The 18,638-nt window shown below is 71.0% G+C and carries 15 protein-coding genes; 9 read left to right on the forward strand and 6 right to left on the reverse strand.

The annotated features are described in order from the left end of the window. The 9 genes from P2H44_RS16470 to P2H44_RS16510 all read left to right on the forward strand — a co-directional run bounded on the left by P2H44_RS16470 (nt 1) and on the right by P2H44_RS16510 (nt 13,007). Nucleotides 1-1,737: a hydantoinase B/oxoprolinase family protein gene (locus P2H44_RS16470; RefSeq protein WP_275765057.1), complete on the forward strand. Its 1,737-nt coding sequence runs from the start codon at nt 1-3 to the stop codon at nt 1,735-1,737. Between the two features lie 54 nt (nt 1,738-1,791). Continuing rightward, nucleotides 1,792-3,402 carry an ABC transporter substrate-binding protein gene (locus tag P2H44_RS16475; protein WP_275765059.1) on the forward strand — a complete coding sequence of 537 codons (1,611 nt, stop codon included), beginning with the start codon at nt 1,792-1,794 and terminating at the stop codon, nt 3,400-3,402. A 32-nt stretch (nt 3,403-3,434) separates the two neighbouring features. Further along, on the forward strand, nt 3,435-4,445 hold the full coding sequence (locus P2H44_RS16480; protein ID WP_275765062.1) for an ABC transporter permease: 1,011 nt from the start codon (nt 3,435-3,437) through the stop codon (nt 4,443-4,445). Further along, nucleotides 4,442-5,311, forward strand: a complete 870-nt coding sequence (locus P2H44_RS16485; protein WP_275765064.1) for an ABC transporter permease — start codon at nt 4,442-4,444, stop codon at nt 5,309-5,311. Before P2H44_RS16480 ends, P2H44_RS16485 begins: the two co-directional genes overlap by 4 nt. Before the next feature lie 2 nt (nt 5,312-5,313). After that, nucleotides 5,314-6,981 carry a nickel ABC transporter ATP-binding protein NikE gene (gene nikE / locus P2H44_RS16490; RefSeq protein WP_275765102.1) on the forward strand — a complete coding sequence of 556 codons (1,668 nt, stop codon included), beginning with the start codon at nt 5,314-5,316 and terminating at the stop codon, nt 6,979-6,981. A gap of 13 nt (nt 6,982-6,994) precedes the next feature. Continuing rightward, the gene (locus tag P2H44_RS16495) at nt 6,995-8,398 is read left to right on the forward strand and encodes an aminotransferase (protein ID WP_275765067.1); all 1,404 of its coding nucleotides are present in this window, start codon (nt 6,995-6,997) and stop codon (nt 8,396-8,398) included. A gap of 192 nt (nt 8,399-8,590) precedes the next feature. Beyond that, a complete protein-coding gene (locus tag P2H44_RS16500) occupies nt 8,591-9,712 on the forward strand; it encodes an LLM class flavin-dependent oxidoreductase (RefSeq protein ID WP_275765068.1) in 1,122 nt (373 codons plus the stop codon). After that, entirely contained in the window at nt 9,700-10,701 is a 1,002-nt protein-coding gene (locus P2H44_RS16505; RefSeq protein WP_275765069.1) for a LysR substrate-binding domain-containing protein, read from the forward strand. Before P2H44_RS16500 ends, P2H44_RS16505 begins: the two co-directional genes overlap by 13 nt. Continuing rightward, complete coding sequence (locus tag P2H44_RS16510) at nt 10,698-13,007, forward strand: molybdopterin-dependent oxidoreductase (protein ID WP_275765070.1); 2,310 nt, start codon at nt 10,698-10,700, stop codon at nt 13,005-13,007. The genes P2H44_RS16505 and P2H44_RS16510 overlap by 4 nt, the downstream gene beginning before the upstream one ends. A 31-nt stretch (nt 13,008-13,038) precedes the next feature. On the opposite strand, the gene atzD is transcribed toward P2H44_RS16510, so the two are convergent. Genes atzD through P2H44_RS16540 form a run of 6 tightly spaced genes read right to left on the reverse strand, consistent with a single transcriptional unit; the run spans nt 13,039 to nt 18,482 of the window. Next, nucleotides 13,039-14,133: a cyanuric acid amidohydrolase gene (gene atzD, locus P2H44_RS16515; RefSeq protein WP_275765071.1), complete on the reverse strand. Its 1,095-nt coding sequence runs from the start codon at nt 14,131-14,133 to the stop codon at nt 13,039-13,041. A gap of 1 nt (nt 14,134) precedes the next feature. After that, on the reverse strand, nt 14,135-14,893 hold the full coding sequence (locus P2H44_RS16520; RefSeq protein WP_275765073.1) for an ABC transporter permease: 759 nt from the start codon (nt 14,891-14,893) through the stop codon (nt 14,135-14,137). Continuing rightward, nucleotides 14,890-15,714, reverse strand: coding sequence for an ABC transporter ATP-binding protein (locus tag P2H44_RS16525; RefSeq protein WP_275765074.1), 825 nt, complete (start codon nt 15,712-15,714; stop codon nt 14,890-14,892). The genes P2H44_RS16520 and P2H44_RS16525 overlap by 4 nt, the downstream gene beginning before the upstream one ends. Further along, on the reverse strand, nt 15,711-17,129 hold the full coding sequence (locus tag P2H44_RS16530; protein WP_275765076.1) for a dihydroorotase: 1,419 nt from the start codon (nt 17,127-17,129) through the stop codon (nt 15,711-15,713). Before P2H44_RS16530 ends, P2H44_RS16525 begins: the two co-directional genes overlap by 4 nt. Before the next feature lie 49 nt (nt 17,130-17,178). Continuing rightward, on the reverse strand, nt 17,179-17,973 hold the full coding sequence (locus P2H44_RS16535) for an SDR family NAD(P)-dependent oxidoreductase (protein ID WP_275765078.1): 795 nt from the start codon (nt 17,971-17,973) through the stop codon (nt 17,179-17,181). Continuing rightward, entirely contained in the window at nt 17,973-18,482 is a 510-nt protein-coding gene (locus tag P2H44_RS16540; RefSeq protein ID WP_275765079.1) for an ABC transporter substrate-binding protein, read from the reverse strand. The genes P2H44_RS16535 and P2H44_RS16540 overlap by 1 nt, the downstream gene beginning before the upstream one ends. Between the last annotated feature and the right edge of the window lie 156 nt (nt 18,483-18,638).

Raw genomic sequence — 18,638 nt, forward strand, 5'->3', positions numbered from 1 at the left:
ATGGCCGGTTTCGACCAGTCCAACCCGACCGCCGGAATCGACGCGGCCCGCTTCGAGGTCGTGAAGAACGCCCTGATCTCGGCGGCCGAGGAGATGAAGATCGTCCTCGCCAAGACCGCCTATTCGCCGCTGCTGAAGATGGCGGGCGACTACTCCTGCGGGATCTTCTCCAGCACCGGCGACATGGTCGCGCAGGGGCCGGACCTGCCGATCCATCTGGGCTCGATGCCCGATGCGGTGCGCTCGGTCGTGCAGACCTTCCCGGAGCCCAAGGAAGGCGAGGTCTACATCCACAACGACCCGTATCACGGCGGCAGCCACCTGCCCGACGTGAACGTGGTGATGCCGGCGTTCTATGAAGGGCGGCTGCTGGGCTACGGCTGCGTGCGCGCGCACTGGCCGGACATCGGCGGGGGCGCGCCGGGGTCCTATTCCGCGGTGACCGAGATCTACGGCGAGGGGCTGCGGATGCCGCCCACGCGGATCTACGTCGACGGCAAGCCCGACGAGAACATCGAGCGCTTCATCCTCGCCAACGTCCGCGCCCCGTCGGAGCGGCAGGGCGACCTGCGCGCCCAGGTGGCGGCGAACAAGCGCGCCGTGGACCGCATGGGGGCGCTCGCGAAGAAATACGGGACCGACGAGCTGCTGAGGATCATGGACGCGATCCTCGACTACTCCGAGGTGATGATGCGCGCGGCCCTGCGGGAGCTGCCGGACGGCGTGACCTCCTTCGTCGACACGATCGACGGCGACGGCATCGTCGAGCCGGGCGAGGCGCATGACATGACCTTCAAGGTCGCGCTGACGCTGACCAAGACCGGCGACGAGATCGTGCTGGACTTCACCGGCTCGGATCCGCGGGTGAAGGGGCCGATGAACGCGCCGCTGACGGTGACCGCCTCGGGCTGCTTCGCGGCGCTGAAATGGGCGCTGGATCCCAAGGCGCTGATCCCGCCGAACTCGGGCTCCTGGCGGCCGGTGACGGTGACGGCGCCCAAGGGCTGCGTGGTCAACGCGCAGGAGCCGGCGCCGGTCACCTACGCCAACCACGAGATGTCGGCGCGGATCTCGGACATCGTGTTCCGCTGCCTGCACGACCTGTGTCCGGGGCGCACGCCCGCGGGCTCCCAGGGGACCGGCGGCGTGACCATCTTCGGCGGCCAGGATTACCGCAACGGGAACACCTACATCTCCTACGAGGTGACCAAGGGCGGCTTCGGCGCCCGGCCGATGAAGGACGGGATGAACGGCGTCTCGACCTGCATCGGCAACATGCTCAACACCCCCGTCGAGATCATGGAGATGTCGTTCCCGGTGCGGATCGAGGAATACACGCTCGCCGCCGACACCGGGGGCGCGGGCAAGTACCGGGGCGGCCTGGGCGTGCGCCGGATCTGGCGGGTGCTGGGCGCGGACGCCAACTGCGCGACCTGCGTCGAGCGGACCATGACGCCGGCCTTCGGGCTGAACGGCGGCAAGGACGGCGCCTGCGCCGAGGTCACGCTGGTCCTGCCCGACGGCACGCGGGAGCGCAAGGAAGGCAAGGGCGGCTTCGGCGCGCCCAAGGACAGCCTGCTGATCTTCCAGGTGCCCGGCTCGGGCGGCTACGGCGACCCCGCGGAACGCGATCCGGAGGCGCTGCGCGCCGACCTCGCCGCGGGTTACGTCACGCCAGAGGCGGCCGCCCGGGACTACAAGGAAGCCTTTGCGAAACTTAATGAGGCGGGCGCCTAGACCCGCATCCACCACCACCTCCACCGCCGACAGGGATCACGAGAAGGGGGCCCCATGACCGACTTCAACCGACGCCAGGTGCTGATGGCCGCGGCCGCCGCGACCGCCGCGGCCAGCCTGCCGAAATTCGCCGTCGCGCAGACGCGCGAGGAGACGCTGCGCTTCGTCCACGGCAGCGTCTGGACCGCGCTGACCGCCGGCGACCTGACCGGCAGCCGCGCCTCGCTGGCGCTGTCGACCAACGTCTACGACCGCCTGGTCCGCTTCGGCCGCAAGGAGGCCGAGGGCGGCGGCTACGAGTTCGACTTCGACGTGATCGAGCCCGAGCTGTGCGAGAGCTTCTCGATCTCCGAGGACGGCAAGGTGCTGACCTTCAGGATGAAGCCCGACGCCAAGTGGCACGACGGCTCGCCGGTGACGGTCGAGGACGTGAAGTGGTCGCTCGACCGCGCGGTGTCGGCCGAGACGATGTCGAAGAGCCAGCTCGCCTCGGGCTCGATCACCTCGCCCGACCAGATCGCGGTGGTGGACGACATGACCGTGACGGTGACGCTGCCCGAGGCCGACCGCCTCGCGTTGCCGAACCTCGCGATGTACCTGGCGCCGATGATCAACTCGACGCTGGCGAAGGCCAACGCGACCGAGGCCGACCCCTGGGCGATCGAGTGGCTGCGCACCAACGCCGCCGCCTCGGGCGCCTTCAAGGTCGAGCGGATGAGCCCCGACGGCGCCCAGGTCGTGCTGGCGCGCAACGACGACTGGACCGGCGGCCCCCTGCCCGGCTTCAAGCGCGTGATCGTGCAGGGCGTGCCCGAGGCCGCGACCCGCGCCACCCTGCTGCAGAAGGGCGACGCGGACCTGTGCCTGGACTTCTCGCCCACGGATCTCGAGGTGCTGGAGGCCGCTGACGGCGTGAAGGTGATCCAGACCCCGCAGCCCTCGGGCTTCGCGGCGCTGGTGTTCAACACCCAGATGGCCCCGTTCGACGATCCCAAGCTGCGCAAGGCGATCTCGATGGCCCTGCCCTACGAGAAGATCTTCGAGACCGCGGCCAACGGCCAGGGCATGAAGCTGTTCGACGGGACCTGGGACGGGACGCCGGAGACGGGCGTGTTCCCGCAGCCGATGCCCTACACGGTCGACATCGAGGCCGCGAAGGCGATGGTCGAGGAGGCGGGGCACGCGGGCATCACGGTTCCGCTCTACTACACCGTCGGCAAGGCGGGCGACTTCGACCCGGCCGCCGCCCTGATCCAGGAGGCGCTGGCCAAGATCGGCATCACCGTCGAGATCAAGAAGACCCCCGACGCCCAGTACGCCGAGATCGTCACCGCCAAGACGGCGCCGATGCTGCTGGAGCGCTCGTTGGCGCTGCTGCCCTCGCCCGACTACTTCTTCCGCATCTTCCTCAACGGCGACAGCCGCTGGAACTTCTCCTCCTGGGCCAACCCCGAGGTGGCCGAGATCCTGCCCGTCGCCCGCTACGAGGCGGACGCGGCGGCCTATGAGGAGATGACCAAGAAGCTGGTGAGCCTCGCCTACGAGGAGACGCCGATGGTGATGCTGTGGAAGCCTACCACCAAGGCGGCGATGGCCGAGGGCGTGACGGGCTACACCATGTGGTATCACTTCGGGCCGGACTTCCGGACCCTGGGCCACGCATGAGCGGCGCGCCGGGAAGACCTGCCTTCGCGGCGATGAGGGGGGTCGGGGGGCGTCTGCTCTCCGCCCTGCCGGCGCTGTTCGGGGTGCTGGCCTTGACCTTCATCCTGATGCGGGTGCTGCCCGGCGACCCGGCGAGCTTCTTCGTCTCCTCCCCCACGGCGGGGGAGGCGGAGCTTGAAATCGTGCGGCAGCGGATGGGCCTGGACCAGCCGCTGCCGCTGCAGTTCCTCTACTACCTCGGCGACCTCGCGACGGGGGACCTCGGCACCGCGATGACCACGGGCCGCCCGGTGACCGCGGACCTGCTGGAGCGTCTGCCGGCCTCGCTGGAGCTGACGCTGGCGGGGCTGCTGCTGGCGCTGGCGGTGGCGATCCCGGCGGGCGTGCTAGCGGCGATGCGGCCGGGCTCGGTCTTCGATCACGCGGTGCGGGTCCTGTGCTCGGCCGGCGTGTCGCTGCCGACCTTCGTGTCGGGGCTGCTGCTGGTCTACGTGTTCTATTACTGGCTGGGATGGGCGCCGGACCCCACGGGACGGCTCGACGTCTTCGCCTTCCCGCCCGAGACGGTGACCGGCTTCCTGCTGATCGACTGCATCCTTGCGGGGGACTGGGAGACCTGGTGGAGCTCCCTGAGCCGCCTGGTCCTGCCCGCCTGCACCATGGCGCTGTTCACCATCGCGCCGCTGGCACGGATCACCCGCGGCTCGATGCTGGCGGTGCTGACCTCGGACTTCGTGCGAACGGCCGAGGCGGTCGGCCTGCCCCGCTGGAAGGTGATCGTGACCTATGCGCTGCGCAACGCGCTGATCCCGGTTGTGACCATCTCGGGCACGATTTTCTCGACCATGCTGGGCGCCAACGTGCTGGTGGAGAAGGTGTTCTCCTGGCCGGGGGTGGGGCGCTACGCGCTGGATGCGCTGATGGCCTCGGACTACGCGCCGGTGCAGGGGTTCGTGCTGCTGATGGCGTCGATCTTCGTGCTGGTGAACCTGGTGGTGGACCTGACCTACGCGGTCATCGATCCGCGGGTGAGCCTGTCATGAGCGTCTCGACGGAACCCCGCGCGCCCTCGCGGCTGGGCTCGGCCTGGTGGGTGCTGCGGCAGAACCCGGTGACGCTGATCGCGCTGGTCGGGGCGCTGCTGCTGGCCTGCGTGGCGATCTTCGCGCCCTGGATCGCGCCCTTCGATCCGCTGGAGTCGGGCGCGGGGCCGGCGCTGTCGCCGCCGTCTGCGACCAACTGGGCGGGGACGGACCAGATCGGGCGGGACGTGTTCTCGCGCCTCATCTGGGCCTCGCGGCTGGACCTGTCGATCGCGCTGTCGGCGGTGCTGGTCTCTGGCGCGCTGGGCGCGGTGATCGGAGCGTTTTCCGGCTATGCCGGGGGGCGGCTGGACCGCGTCGTCGGGCGCATCGTCGACGTGATGATGGCCTTCCCGCTGTTCGTGCTGGCGATGGCGCTGGTGGCGGCCTTGGGGAACTCGGCGGTCAACATCGTGATCGCCACGGCGGTCATCAACCTGCCCTTCTACATCCGCGTGACGCGGGCCGAGGTGAATGCCCGGCGCGGCGCGGGATGGGTCGAGGCGGCGCGGCTGGCGGGCGCCTCGCATCCCCAGACGGTGCTGCGGTTCCTGCTGCCCAACGTGCTGCCGATCCTGGCGGTGCAGCTGTCGCTGAACCTCGGCTGGGCGATCATCAACGCCGCGGGGCTGAGCTTCATCGGCCTGGGCGTGCAGCCGCCGACGCCCGAATGGGGGATCATGGTGGCCGAGGGCGCCAGCTACATCACCTCGGGCAAGTGGTGGCTGGTGGCGTTCCCCGGCCTGGCCCTGACCGTCTCGGTCCTGTGCTTCAACCTCGCCGGCGACGGGCTGCGCGACCTGCTGGACCCGAGGACGCGGCCGTGAAGATGGCGAGGGACATCCACATGGAGGCGAGCGTGAAGCCGATCCTCGAGATCGAGGACCTGCGCATCGCCTTCTCGGGCCGCGGCGGAGAGACCGAGGCGGTGAAGGGCGTGTCGCTCTCGGTCGCCCCCGGCGAGGTGCTGGGGGTGGTGGGCGAGAGCGGCTCCGGCAAGACCGTGACCATGCTGGCGGCCGCGGGGCTGCTGGAGCGCAACGGGCGGATCGCCTCCGGGCGCGTGCGGATCGCGGGGCAGGACGTGACGCGGGCCTCGCGCGGGATGCTGCGGCCGATCCGGGGCGCGGTGATCTCGATGATCTTCCAGAACCCGCGGTCGGCGCTGAACCCGATCCGGGCGGTCGGGGACCAGATCGCCGACGCGATCCGGGCGCATGAGCGGGTGTCGAAGGCCGAAGCGCGTTCGAGGGCGATCGCCCTGCTGGCCGACGTGAAGTTCCCCCGGCCGGCGGAGCAGTCGCGCGCTTATCCGCACGAGCTCTCGGGCGGCATGTGCCAACGGGCGATGATCGCCGTAGCCTTGGCCTGCCATCCAAAACTGCTGATCGCGGACGAGCCCACCACCGGCCTCGACCCCACCACGCAGAAGTCGGTGATGGACCTGCTGGCCGGCCTGATCGCCGAGCGGGGCATGGCCATGGTGCTGATCACCCACGACCTCGCCATGGCCGCGGAATACTGCGGCCGGGTGGCGGTGATGGAGCAGGGCAAGCTGGTGGAAGCCGGCCTGCCCCGCCGGATCTTCCTGGCGCCGCAGCATGCCTATACCCAGCGGCTCGTCGCCGCCTCGCCGACCCGCGGCGCGCAGGTCGAGGACCTGGTGCCGCCGGGCCTGCTGCCGGCCCTGCCGAAGGCGCCGGCGCCGAGCCTCGGGCGGCCGCACCTGCTCGAGGTGGTCGGGCTTCAGAAGGACTTCGGCGGCGGCGCGAAGGCGGTGGACGGGGTCTCGTTCACGCTGAACGCGGGGCAGAGCCTGGGGCTGGTGGGCGAGAGCGGGTCGGGAAAGTCCACGACCTCGCGCCTCGTGTGCCGGCTGCTGGACGCGGACGCGGGGGCCATCGTCTTCGACGGGCAGGACCTGGCGCAGGTGGCGGAGCGGGATTTTCATCGCTCGCCCCGGCGCACCGACATCCAACTGGTTTTCCAGGACCCGACCGACAGCCTGAACCCCCGGTTCTCGGCGCGCGAGTGCATCGCCGATCCGCTGCGCCGCCTGGGCGGGCTGCGGGGCCGCGAGCTGGAGGCGAAGGTGCGCGAGACGGCGGACCTCGTCAGCTTCCCGCAGGCGCTGCTCGACCGGCTGCCCCACCAGCTCTCGGGCGGGCAAAAGGCGCGCGTGGGCATCGGGCGGGCGGTCTGCCTGCGCCCAAAGCTGATGGTGCTGGACGAGCCGACGGCGGCGCTCGACGTCTCGGTGCAGGCGGTGGTGCTGCACCTGCTGGAGCGGCTGCGGCGGGAGATGGGGATGGCCTATCTCTTCGTCTCCCACGACCTGAACGTGGTGCGCATGATGTGCGCCGACACGCTGGTGATGAAGTCGGGGCGCATCGTCGAGGCGGCGCCCACGGAGAAGCTCTTCACCGCGCCCGAGCATCCCTACACCCGCTCCCTTCTCGCCGCCGTGCCGTCGCTGGACGCGCTGGCGGGCGACTGAACGAGGCCCTGTCATGCTGCCCAACTCGAACCGCGCCCGCGACCTGGCGACGATCATCCACCAGCAGACCGAGATCAGCGGCATGCGCGAGACGGGCGCCACGCTGATGACGGGCGGCGACGGGATCTACGTCTTCGACGAGGACGGGAAGCGGTATCTCGAGGGGATGGCGGGGATGTGGAGCGCATCGCTGGGCTTCTCGGAGAAGCGTCTGGCCGAGGCCGCCTACGCCCAGATGCAGGACCTGCCCTACTACCACACGTTCCATTCGCGCGGTCACCTGGCCGCGGTGGACCTGGCGGAGAAGCTGCTGGCGATGGCCCCCGCGGGCCGGCCGGGCAACCCGCTGTCGAAGGTGCTCTTCCACTGCTCGGGGTCGGAGTGCAATGACACGGCGATCAAGCTGGCGTGGTACGTGAACAACCTGCGCGGCCGGCCGGAGAAGAAGAAGATCATCGGGCGGCAGATGGGTTATCACGGCTGCACCATCGCCGCCGCCTCGCTGACCGGGATGCCGGGGATGCACCGGGAGTTCGACCTGCCGGTCTCGGACCGGTTCCTGCACACCTCCTTCCCGCACTGGTATCGCTTCCACGAGGACGGCGAGAGCGAGGAGGATTTCGCGACCCGCATGGCGCAGGACCTCGAGGACCTGATCCTGGCCGAGGGGCCGGAGACGGTGGCCGCCTTCTTCGCCGAGCCGGTGCAGGGCGGCGGCGGGGCGCTGACGCCGCCGCGGACCTATTTCGAGAAGATCCAGGCCGTGCTGCGCAAGCACGACGTGCTGTTCATCGCCGACGAGGTGATCTGCGGGTTCGGGCGGACGGGGAACGTCTGGGGCTCGGACACGTATGGGATCCAGCCAGACATGGTGTCGTGCGGCAAGGCGCTGTCGGCCTCCTACCAGCCGATCTCGGCGCTGATGGTCTCGGAGGAGATCCACCAGGCGTTGCTGGAGCAGTCGGCGCGGCTGGGCAATTTCTCGATGGGCTTCACCTTCTCGGCCCACCCGGTGGCCTGCGCGGTCGCGCGGCGGACGCTGGAGATCTACGAGGAGGACCGGGTCTTCGAACATGCGGCCGCCGTCTCGCCCGCCTTCCTGGGCGCGCTGGAGGGGCTGATGGACCACCCGCTGGTCGGCGACGTCCGCGGCGTGGGGCTGATCGCGGGGGTCGAGCTGATGGCCGACCGGGCGAGGCGGGGCCAGTTCGCGCCGGAGGCGAAGGTCGGCACGCGCGTGCAGGAGCGGGCGATGGCGAACGGCCTGCTGGTGCGCGCCTCGGGCGACCGGATCTGCTTCACGCCGCCCCTGATCATCACCGAGCCGCAGATCGAGGAGATGGCCGCCCTGTTCCGCGGCACGCTCGACGCGATGCTGGACGAGCTTGCGGCCGAGGGGCTGGCCCCCGCCGCCTGACGTCCGCGCCGGAGGCGACGCGATGTGGCCGGCCCCACGGGGGCCCCGGGCTCGACCCGGGGCCTCCGCGCCACGGGCGTGACGGACGAGCGGCGCCCGGGGCGGACCGCGAGAGGCCCCGGATTAATTCCGGGGCAAACGAGGGGCGCAGGCGGCGAGGAGCGGACGAACGGCGATGCGGCGGAGGCGCGGATGAGACGGGCGAAACTGGGCCTCTTCAACCTGATGGGTCTGCGGGACCGGACCTCGGCCCCGGTGGCGGTGCTGCGCACCACGGTGGACGCGGTGAAGATGGCCGAGGATTTCGGCTTCGACGTCGCCTGGTTCGCCGAGCACCATTTCACCAACCACTCGATCTGCCCCAACGCGCTGATGATGGTCAGCCACCTCGCCGGGCAGACGGCGCGGATCCGGCTGGGGCCGGCGGTGCTGGCCCTGCCCTTCCACAACCCCCTGCGGCTGGTGCAGGAGCTGGCGCTGGCGGACCTGCTGACCTCCGGCCGGCTGGTGGTGGGGCTGGGCGCGGGCTACCAGCCCTACGAGTTCGATCGCTTCGGCATCGACCCCGCCGGCAAGCACGCACGAATGCTGGAGATCTGGGACATCCTCGAGCAGGGGTTTTCCAGCGGCCGGGTCGAGCATTCCGGCGCGTTCTACGCGGTGAAGCCGACCGAGCTGTCGATGCGGCCCTTCGGGGTTGCGACGCCGGAGGTGTTCGTGGCCTCGCGCGAGCCGGAGGTTGTGCGCCGGGCGGCTCGGGGCGGGCACACGCTCTTCATCGGCTTCGGACACCGGGGGCTGGAGAACGCGCTGGCGGCCCGCGCGGCGTTGGAACGCCTGTGGGCCGAGGGCGGGGGCGACCCCGCGACGATGCCGCTGGCGGTGCAGCGCTTCGTCTATGTGACCGAAGATCGGGCGCAGGCGGAGCTGGCTGCCGCCTGCGTGCGCGATTTCGCGCGGGCGTACCACACTTTGGGCGCCGCGGCGCTGGACAAGGACGGGGCGTTCGTGCGTCTCATGCCCCTGAACGACGAACCGCCGCTGGACGACTTCCTGGAGAAAGCCGTGATCGGCCCCGCCGACCATTGCGCCGAGAGACTGGCCGCCGAGCTGAGCGCCCTGCGCCCCACGCACCTGTGCTGCATGATGGGGCTGGCGGGTCTCGGCCGACAGGAGACGCTCGCCTCGCTGGAGCGGTTCGGGACCGAGGTGCTGCCGCAGCTCTCGGACCTGGTCGAGGCCGGAGAGCCGGCGCCCGCCCCCCTGAGATCCGCCGCGGGCCGCGCCCCGGCCCTCGCGCCGTGGCGGGACTGAAGGGCGACCCGTCGGACCTGGACGGCGCTCCCGAGCGGGGCGCGCCGAGCACGCGCCTGCCGCCGCTGAACCTGTTCCGCGTGTTCGAGGCCGCGGCCCGCCATGCCAGCTTCCGCCTGGCGGCGGAGGAGCTGTGCGTGACCCCCTCGGCCGTCTCCCAGCAGATCCGCCACCTGGAGGAGTTCCTGGAGATCCGCCTGTTCCGCCGCCTGACCCGGCGGGTGGAGCTGACCCGCGAAGGCGCGGAGCTGGCGGGGCAGGTGCGCGAGGCGCTGTTCATCCTCACCTCCGCCTGCGCGCAGGTCTCGGACCCCGACAAGCCGGCGGTGGTCACGATCTCGGCCACGCCCGCCATCGCCATGCGCTGGCTGACGCCCCGCCTGCGCGCCTTCATGGCGCGGGAGGAGCGGGTGAAGATCACGCTCCTCGCCTCCGACGAGCCGGTGGATTTCGCACGCCAGGACGTCGACGTCGCGATCCGCTGGGGGGCGGAGTTCCCGGGGATGCGGGCGGAGCTGCTGGGCTCGGAGCCCCATTACCTCGTCTGCGCGCCGGAGGTGCTGGAGGGGGGCGAGGCGATCTCGCGCAAGGCGCTCGCCGCCCTGCCCTTCCTGCATGTGCGCCAGTTCATCCCCATGACCTACTGGCTGGAGAGCGCGGGCCTGCCGATGGACGCGCTGGGGCCGCGCCAGCTGTACAACGACGCCGCCCTGATGTTGGAGGCGGTGGCCCATGGCCAGGGCATCTGCCTCGCCTCGCATTTCCTGGCCGAGAGCGGCATCCGCTCCGGCCGGCTCGCCCGCGCCCATCCGACCGCGATCCGGGTGGACGAGGGCTATCACGTGCTGTCCTCGCCCGAGCTGGGCGACAAGCCCGGCATCCGCACGGTAAGGGAGTGGCTGCTGGCCGAGGCGGCCGAGTCGATCTCCCGCCACGACCTGCCCCCTTCCGGCGCGCCCCCCGCCCAACCCGATGGAGCCGACGAATGACCGTCCGCCAGAGCTTCCGCTCCGCCTTCCACACCGGCGCCTTCACCGCCCATGTCGAGGACGGCAAGCTCGTCTCGGTGACCCCGTTCGAGCATGACCCCAACCCCGACGAGTCGATCCACGCCTGGCCGGAGATGGTGCACGCAGGATCCCGCGTCATGCGCCCCTCGGTCCGCCGCGGCTGGCTGAAGCGCAAGGAAAGCGGCGGGCGGCTGGTCGGCGAGGGCGTGCGGGGCGAGGACGCCTTCCACGAGGTGCCCTGGGACGAGGCGCTGGAGATGGTGGCGGGCGAGATCGACCGCATCCGCACCGACTACGGCAACGAGGCGCTGTTCGGCGGCAGCTACGGCTGGGCCTCCGGCGGGCGTCTGCACAACGCGCAGAACCTGACCCGGCGCTTCATGTGGTCGATCGGGGGCTGCACGACGCAGGTCACCAACTACTCCTACGGCGCGGGCATGACGCTGATGCCCCATGTGCTCGGCTCGAACGAGGCGATCATGGGCGCGGGGTCGGACTGGCGCTCGATCGCGGCCAACTGCGACCGGCTGGTGGCCTTCGGGGGGCTCTGCCGCAAGAACTGGAAGGTGCAGTCGGGCGGCTTCGGCGCGCACGGGTTCGAGAACGTGGTGCGCATCCTGGGCCAGGCGAAGACGAAGGTGATCAACGTCTCGCCCCTGCGCTCGGACGTGGCGCCGATCGAGGCGGAGTGGGTTCCGGTGCGGCCGAACTCCGACAGCGCGCTGATCCTGGCGCTGATCTGGGTGGTGCAGGACAAGGGGGCCGAGGACCGGGCCTTCCTCGACGCGTACACCGTCGGCGCGGACAAGGTGCTGGACTACGTGCGCGGAGTGGTGGACGGCGTGGCGAAGACCCCCGCGTGGGCTTCCGAAAAGACCGGCATTCCCGCGGACGAGATCCAGGCCCTCGGAGAAGACCTGATCGGCAAGCGGGTGATGCTGACCGCCACCTGGTCGCTGCAGCGCCAGGACCATGGCGAGCAGCCGTTCTGGGCGCTGGTGGCGCTGGCCTCGGTGCTGGGGCAGATCGGCCTGCCGGGCGGGGGCGTGTTCTTCGGCTACGGCTCGACCGGGGGCTTCGGGCAGCCCAAGGTCTCGACGCCGCTGTTCCAGATGCCGGTGCCCAAGACGAAGGACAGCCTCGGCATCCCCGTGGCGCGGGTGGCCGACTGCCTGCTGAACCCGGGCGAGAGCTTCGACTACGACGGCAAGACCCTGACCTTCCCCGACATCCGGCTGGTCTACTGGGCGGGCGGCAACCCGTTCCACCACCATCAGGACCTCAACCGCCTGCGCCAGGCCTTCCAGCGGCCCGAGACCATCGTGGTGCACGAGCCGTGGTGGACCGGCACCGCGCGCCACGCCGACATCGTGCTGCCCGCGACCACGCCGCTGGAGCGGGACGACTACGCCGGCTCGTCCCGCGATCCGTGGATCCTGTCGGTGGCCAAGGCCGTGACCGTGGGCGAGGCGCGGGACGACTTCGCGATCTTCTCGGACCTCGCCGACCGGCTCGGCGGGGGCGAGGACTTCCACCAGGGGCTCGACGTCGACGGCTGGCTGAGGAAGCTCTGGGGCCAGACCTCGGCGGCGCTGGCCGTGCGGGGGGTGAACACCCCCGACTGGGACACGTTCCGGGAGATGGGCTACTTCAAGGTGCCCGAGCCCGCCGACCTCTACGACCTCTACGCCGACTATCGCCGCAACCCGCGCGCCAACAAGCTGGGCACGCCCTCGGGCCGGATCGAGCTGTTCTCAGAGACCATCGCCGGCTTCGGCTACGACGACTGCCCGGGCCATCCGGTGTGGATCGAGCCGAAGGAGTGGCTGGGCACGGCCACGGATTACCCGCTGCACATGCTCTCGAACCAGCCGGCGGACAAGCTGCACAGCCAGCTCGACGGCTCGTCGGTCTCGCAAAAGGCCAAGATCCATGACCGGGCCGAGCTGCTGATGAACCCCGCCGACGCCGCGGCGCGGGGGCTCGAGGACGGCGCGGTGGTGCGGGTGTTCAACGCCCGCGGCGCCTGCCTTGCGGGGCTGCGCGTCTCGGACGAGATCCGCGAGGGGGTGGTGCGCCTGCCCACCGGCGCGATGTTCGATCCCGGCCCCGACGGGCTGGAGCGCCACGGCAACCCCAACGTTCTGACCCGGGACGAGGGCACCTCGCGCCTCGGCCAGGGCTGCTCGGCCCAGTCCTGCCTGGTGGAGGTCGAGGCCTTCGCGGGACCCGTCCCGCGGGTCGAGGTCTTCGATCCGCCCGTGTTCGTGCCGCGCGAGGGCTGAGGGCCGACGGCGGAGGGCGGCGCGCCGAGCCTCAGCCCTCCCGCCAGATCGCCGCGCAGGGGCCGCCGCCGTCGGGGCCCTGGTGCTCGGCGCCGCCGGAGACGAAGAGGGCCGCCGTGCCGGTCAGGCCCGCCAGCATCCCGCCCACGAAGCCGCGGGCGTGGCGGGTGGAGGAGATGTCGGAATCGTCCAGCATGGTGTGGCGGGCGCCGCGGATCTCGCCCGCAGTGGAGGCCTCGGCCTTGGCCAGCAGGGCGACGAAGCGGGATTTGCCCTCGGGGGTCAGCTGGGCGCGGATCGCGGGGTCGAAGCGGGCGAGGAGGTCGGCCACCGACGTGGCGTCGATGGCGTCCTGCATCACCGTGTGGCCGATGCGCAGCGGGCCGGACCAGGCGGGCGAGAGGCCCAGGACGGCGACCTCGCAGTCCTCCAGCTCCACCCCGGCGGAGCAGCTGGCCCGCGCGCTCCACAGGGACCAGTCGTCGCCGATGGCGGCGTCGGTCACCGCCTGCGGCTCGACCTCGCCCAGCGCCCAGGCGATGCCCAGCGCCGAGGCGCCGCGGGAGACGCCCATGCTCTTGATCATCGAGGTCGTCGCGACGGCGGAGGGACCGCCGGCGCGGGCCACGCGCTCGGCGGTCAGGAGGGGGCATTTGACCTGGACGTAGTGGACGTCGGCGGGGTCCTCGATGCCGGCCTCTTCCATGGCGGCGAGGGTGGCGTCGCGGACCAGCTCGGCCTGGGCGCAGCGGCCGATCTCCGCGGGCGCGAGGTCGCGGGTGCGGGCGACGCCCAGCGCGAGGGCGGGGGCGGAGGGGGCCTCGTCGCTCTCGATCTCCTCGAAGACCAGCCAGTGGGGGGAGAGGCCGCCCTCGGTGCCGCCGGACATGACCATCGAGATGCGCTCGAGGCCGCCGGGGGGAACGAGCGGCGCGAGCGCCGCCTTCAGGGAGGCCACCGCGTAGCCGCGGGTGAAATCGTTCACGCAGCCGTTGCCCTCGGTCTTGCCGAGGATGGCGCGGATGGCGGCGGGGGCGATCTCGCCCCGGCCGATGCAGGCGAGGATCGCCGAGACGTCCTCGGGGCCGGTCATGGGCAGGCGGTGGACGCGGGCCTGGCGGGTCATCTCAGACGTCCTTGCGCATGGCCCAGCCGGCGACGCGACGCTCGATCAGGGAGAAGATGGCGTAGAGGGCGACGCCCAGCACCGACAGCACCAGCAGGCCGGCGAAGACCATGGGCACGTTGAACATCGAGGAGGCGATCATCATCATGTTGCCGATGCCCTTGTTGGAGGCCACCGTCTCGGCGATGACCGAACCGACGAAGGCGAGCGTGATCGCCACCTTCAGCGAGGCGAAGAAGTAGGGCATCGAGCGCGGAAGGCCGACGTTCCACAGGATGTCGCGCCGCGAGGCCTTCATGGCCTTCATCACGTCCTCCAGCTCGGGTTCGACGGTGGCGATCCCCGTGGCCACGTTCACCACGATCGGGAAGATGCAGATGATCATCGCGGTGAGGATGGCGGGCACCGTGCCCGCGCCGAACCACAGGACGAAGATCGGGACGACGGCGACCTTGGGGATCGAGGAGATGCCGACCAGCAGGGGGTATGCCGTGTCGAAGGCGAGCTTCGAGGAGCCGATCAGCACGCCCAGCGCCAGGCCGATGACCACGCCGCCGGCGAAGCCGACGAGGGTGGTGTAGAGGGTCTGCCAGGCGTGGGGCCAGATGGCGGGGGCGTACTCGATGAAGGTCGCCACGATCTGCGTGGGCCGCGGCAGCACCAGGTCGGAGATGCCGAAGATCACGCAGACCAGCTCCCAGAACACGAAGACGGCCACGATCAGGGCGGCGGAGGCGAATTTTCTCTGCAGCGCGGTCACTGGGCGGCCTCCGGCAGGATGGCCGCGGCCGGCGCGGCGGGGGCGTGGACGATCAGCTCGCGCAGCTGCTCGACGATGGAGACGAACTCGGGGCGGAAGGTCTGGGAGATCTGGCGGGGGCGCGGGGTCGCGACCGTGCGGTCCTCGATGATCTTTCCCGGCCGGGCGGACATCACGCAGATGCGGTTGGCGAGGAACGCCGCCTCGCGCAGGTCGTGGGTGACCAGCAGGACGGTCGAGCCGCGGGCCATCCACAGGTCCTGGAGGGTGGACCACAGCTCCTCGCGGGTGAACTGGTCCAGCGCCCCGAATGGCTCGTCCAGCAGCAGCAGGTCGGGGTCGTGGACCAGCGCGCGGCACAGATTGGCGCGCTGCTGCATGCCGCCCGAGAGCTGCCAGGGGTTCTTGTCGGCGAAGTCCAGGAGGCCGACCTGGGCCAGCAGCGCGTCGACGCGGTCGCGGTATTCGCCCTTGCGCTTGGCGCGGTAGTGCTCGCGGAACGGGGGCACGATCTTCAGCGGCAGCATGACGTTGTCGCGGATCGAGAGCCAGGGCAGCAGCGAGGCCGACTGGAAGGCCATGCCGACGCGCACGGGCTCGGCGCCCAGCTCTCGGCCGGCGAAGAAGATGTGGCCGGAGGTGGGGGCGAGCAGCTCGGAGGCGAGCTTCAGGATCGTGGACTTGCCGCAGCCGGAGGGGCCGACGAGGGCGATGAAGTCGCCCTTGGCGACCGAGAGCGTGGTGGGCTGGAGGGCGAGCGTCTTCTCCTTGCCCGCGTCGTATTCGACGCGGACCTCGTCGAAATGCACCAGGGGGGTCATCGGGCGCCTCCGGTCAGGTGGGCGAGCGAGAGCTCGACGTTGCGGGGCGCGGGCGCGGGCATGCGCTGGATGTCGGTGACCTGGCGGCCGTGGCCCTGCATGCCCGGCACGAGGCGGCGGTCGCGTTGCACGAAGGCCCCGCGGACGAGGGTGTGGACGGGGGCGCCCACGGTCTCGGTTCCCTCGAAGGGGGTGATGCGGGAGCGGGAGTGCAGGGTCTCGGCCCGGATCGTCTCGCGCCTCGCGAGGTCGACGCAGGCGATGTCGGCATGGGCGCCGGGGGCGATGCGGCCCTTCACGGGCCACAGGCCGAAGCTGCGGGCGGGGGCGCCGGCGGACATGCGGACGTAGTCCATGATCGAATAGTCGCCCGCCGCGACCCGGGTCAGCATCAGCGGCATCTGGGTCTCGACGCCCGGGAAGCCGCAGTCGACCTCCCAGATGTCGGGGCGCTGCTTTTCCTCGGGCGTGTGCGGGGCGTGGTCGGTGGCGATCATGTCGACGACGCCGGATTTCAGAGCCGCGAGGATGCCCTCGGAGTCCTTCTTCTCGCGCACCGGGGGGTTCACGCGGATCACGCCGCCGAGGCGGGCGTAGTCCGAGGAGTCGAGGAACAGGTAGCAGGGGCAGGTCTCGCCTGTGACGTCGACGCCGCGGGCTTTCGCTTCCGCCAGGGGGCGGAGTTCGCCGCTCGACGAGATGTGCAGGACGTGGATGCGGGCGCCGGTCCACTCGGCGAGGATCGCGGCGCGGGCGACGGCCTCGATGGCGACGACTTCCGGCCTCGCGAGGATGTGGTCGAGGGGGGCGGTGCGGCCGGCGGCGGCGAGGGCGGCCTCGCGGCGGGCCATGATCGAGGCGGTCTCGGCGTGGAGCGAGACGCGCAGGCCGGTGAGGGCGGCTTTCTCGAAGCACTCCAGCATCGCGCCTGTCGAAGGGCTGGGGAGATTGCCGAAGGTGTTGCCCATGTAGAGCTTGAAGGCGTTGGCGCCGGCGTCGGCCAGCGCCTGGACGCGGTCCAGCGTCTCCTCGCCCAGCAGGGCGTAGAGGCCGAAGTCCACGCAGGACTTGGAGCCGGCGATGGTGGCCTTGTCGAAGAGCGCCTCGGGGGTGGCGGTCGGGGGGACGGTGTTGGGCATCTCGAACACCGTGGTCACGCCGCCCATGGCGGCGGCGGCGGCGCCGGTCTCCCAGTCCTCCTTGTGGGTGTAGCCGGGGTCGCGGAAGTGGACGTGGACGTCGATGGCCCCGGGCAGCAGGTGCAGGCCCGAGACGTCGACCGTCTCGGCGGCGGGCGGCATCGCCTCGGGGGCGCCGACGGCGAGGATCTCGCCGTCCTTGATCGCCACGTCGGCGCGGTCGACGGCGGTCTCGGACACGACCAGGCCGCCGCGCAGGATCAGATCTGCGGTCATCTGCAGGGTTCCTTGAGGGTCATGGGGCGACGGTCGGGGGCGAGGGGCGTCACAGCGCCGCCCAGCCGCCGTCCACGGCGAGGTCCGCGCCGGTGATCTGGCGGGCCCGGTCGGAGGCGAGGAACAGCACCGCGTCGGCCACGTCGCGGTCGGTGGAGATCCGGCGCAGGGCGTAGTCGGAGGCGTGGAGGGCGCAGGCCTCCTCCTCCGAGATCCCATGGCGGGCGGCCACGTCGGGCACGACCTTGTCGCGGAAGCGGGGGCCGTCGACCATGCCCGGCGCCACGGTGTTCACCGCGATGCCGTGGGGGCCCAGCTCCAGCGCGAAGGACTTGGTGATCCCCCGCAGACCCCACTTGGAGGACGAATACGCCAGCCGCATCGCCCGGCCGCGCATCCCGAAGGTGCCGCCGACGTTGACGATCCGGCCGGAGCCCCGCGCGATCATGCCCGGCGCCACGGCGTGGATCATGTTGAACGGCCCGCGCATGTTGAGATGCACGATCTCGTCGAACTCGGAGGCGGTGGTCTCGACCCCCGTCTTGCCGATGGGGCCGGAGCCGCCGGCGACGTTGACCAGCACGTCGAAGGCGCCGCCCAGCGCCGTCTCGGCCTCGACCACGGCGGCCTCGACGCGGGCCGCGTCGGTGACGTCGCAGGGGACGATCTCGGCGCGCACGCCGTTCGCGCGGGCCTCCTCGGCGACGGGCGCCACGGCGGCGACGTCGCGGGCGAAGAGGGCGAGGTCCGCCCCCTCCTCCGCGAAGGCCAGCGTGATCGCGGCGCCCATGCCCTTGGCGGGGCCGGTGATCGCGACCCGCCGGCCTGTCAGCATCAGGTCCATCAGAGCAGCTTGGTGATCCGCTCGGAGACGGGCGGCAGGAAGGCGTCGGTGTAGATCTCCGAAACCTCCGGCGTGCGCGGCAGGTCGTTGGCCTGCACCACGATCTCGATGGCCTTGGCGAAGCGCTCCGGGTCCACCGCGCCCAGGCCGTATTCGGCGAGCTCGGGGTGGTTCATCTCGTCCTGCAGGGTGGCGATCAGGCGCTCCTTCTCGATCGCCTTGTTGATCAGGGGCTCGCGCGTGGCGACGGACTCGATGGCCGCGTCCATGTCGGCCAGCGTGTCGGCGACGCCCTTGTTGATCGCCTCGACCATGCCGGAGACGAGCTCGGGCTGCTCCTCGGTCATCTTCTTCGGGACGATCAGGCCGTTGGAGTAGAGGTCCATGCCGTAGTCGCCGTAGTTGATGAAGCGGATCTCCTTGTCGGGATCCATGCCCGAGAGCTTGGCCGAGAAGCGGATGGTGTTGACGTAGCCGAACACCCCGTCGACCTGCCCGCCCTTGAGCATCTGCTCGCGCAGGTTGGGCTGGAAATTGAGGATTGAACCGCTCCGGGTCTGCCGGAGGCTCCCACTCCTGAGTAGGATGGAGCCCCATGAGCAAGACGACGAACAAGTTCTCCCCTGAGGTCCGCGATCGCGCGGTTCGCTTGGTGCTGGACAGCG

The sequence above is a fragment of the Albimonas marina genome, assembly GCF_029223255.1.
Taxonomy (GTDB): Bacteria; Pseudomonadota; Alphaproteobacteria; order Rhodobacterales; family Rhodobacteraceae; genus Albimonas.

Coding starts and splice junctions, on each gene's coding strand:
- P2H44_RS16470 (WP_275765057.1), top strand. CDS start 1: ATGGCCGGTTTCGACCAGTCCAACCCGACCGCCGGAATCGACGCGGCC.
- P2H44_RS16475 (WP_275765059.1), top strand. CDS start 1,792: ATGACCGACTTCAACCGACGCCAGGTGCTGATGGCCGCGGCCGCCGCG.
- P2H44_RS16480 (WP_275765062.1), top strand. CDS start 3,435: ATGAGGGGGGTCGGGGGGCGTCTGCTCTCCGCCCTGCCGGCGCTGTTC.
- P2H44_RS16485 (WP_275765064.1), top strand. CDS start 4,442: ATGAGCGTCTCGACGGAACCCCGCGCGCCCTCGCGGCTGGGCTCGGCC.
- nikE (WP_275765102.1), top strand. CDS start 5,314: ATGGCGAGGGACATCCACATGGAGGCGAGCGTGAAGCCGATCCTCGAG.
- P2H44_RS16495 (WP_275765067.1), top strand. CDS start 6,995: ATGCTGCCCAACTCGAACCGCGCCCGCGACCTGGCGACGATCATCCAC.
- P2H44_RS16500 (WP_275765068.1), top strand. CDS start 8,591: ATGAGACGGGCGAAACTGGGCCTCTTCAACCTGATGGGTCTGCGGGAC.
- P2H44_RS16510 (WP_275765070.1), top strand. CDS start 10,698: ATGACCGTCCGCCAGAGCTTCCGCTCCGCCTTCCACACCGGCGCCTTC.
- atzD (WP_275765071.1), bottom strand. CDS start 14,133: ATGACCCGCCAGGCCCGCGTCCACCGCCTGCCCATGACCGGCCCCGAG.
- P2H44_RS16525 (WP_275765074.1), bottom strand. CDS start 15,714: ATGACCCCCCTGGTGCATTTCGACGAGGTCCGCGTCGAATACGACGCG.
- P2H44_RS16530 (WP_275765076.1), bottom strand. CDS start 17,129: ATGACCGCAGATCTGATCCTGCGCGGCGGCCTGGTCGTGTCCGAGACC.
- P2H44_RS16535 (WP_275765078.1), bottom strand. CDS start 17,973: ATGGACCTGATGCTGACAGGCCGGCGGGTCGCGATCACCGGCCCCGCC.
- P2H44_RS16540 (WP_275765079.1), bottom strand. CDS start 18,482: ATGCTCAAGGGCGGGCAGGTCGACGGGGTGTTCGGCTACGTCAACACC.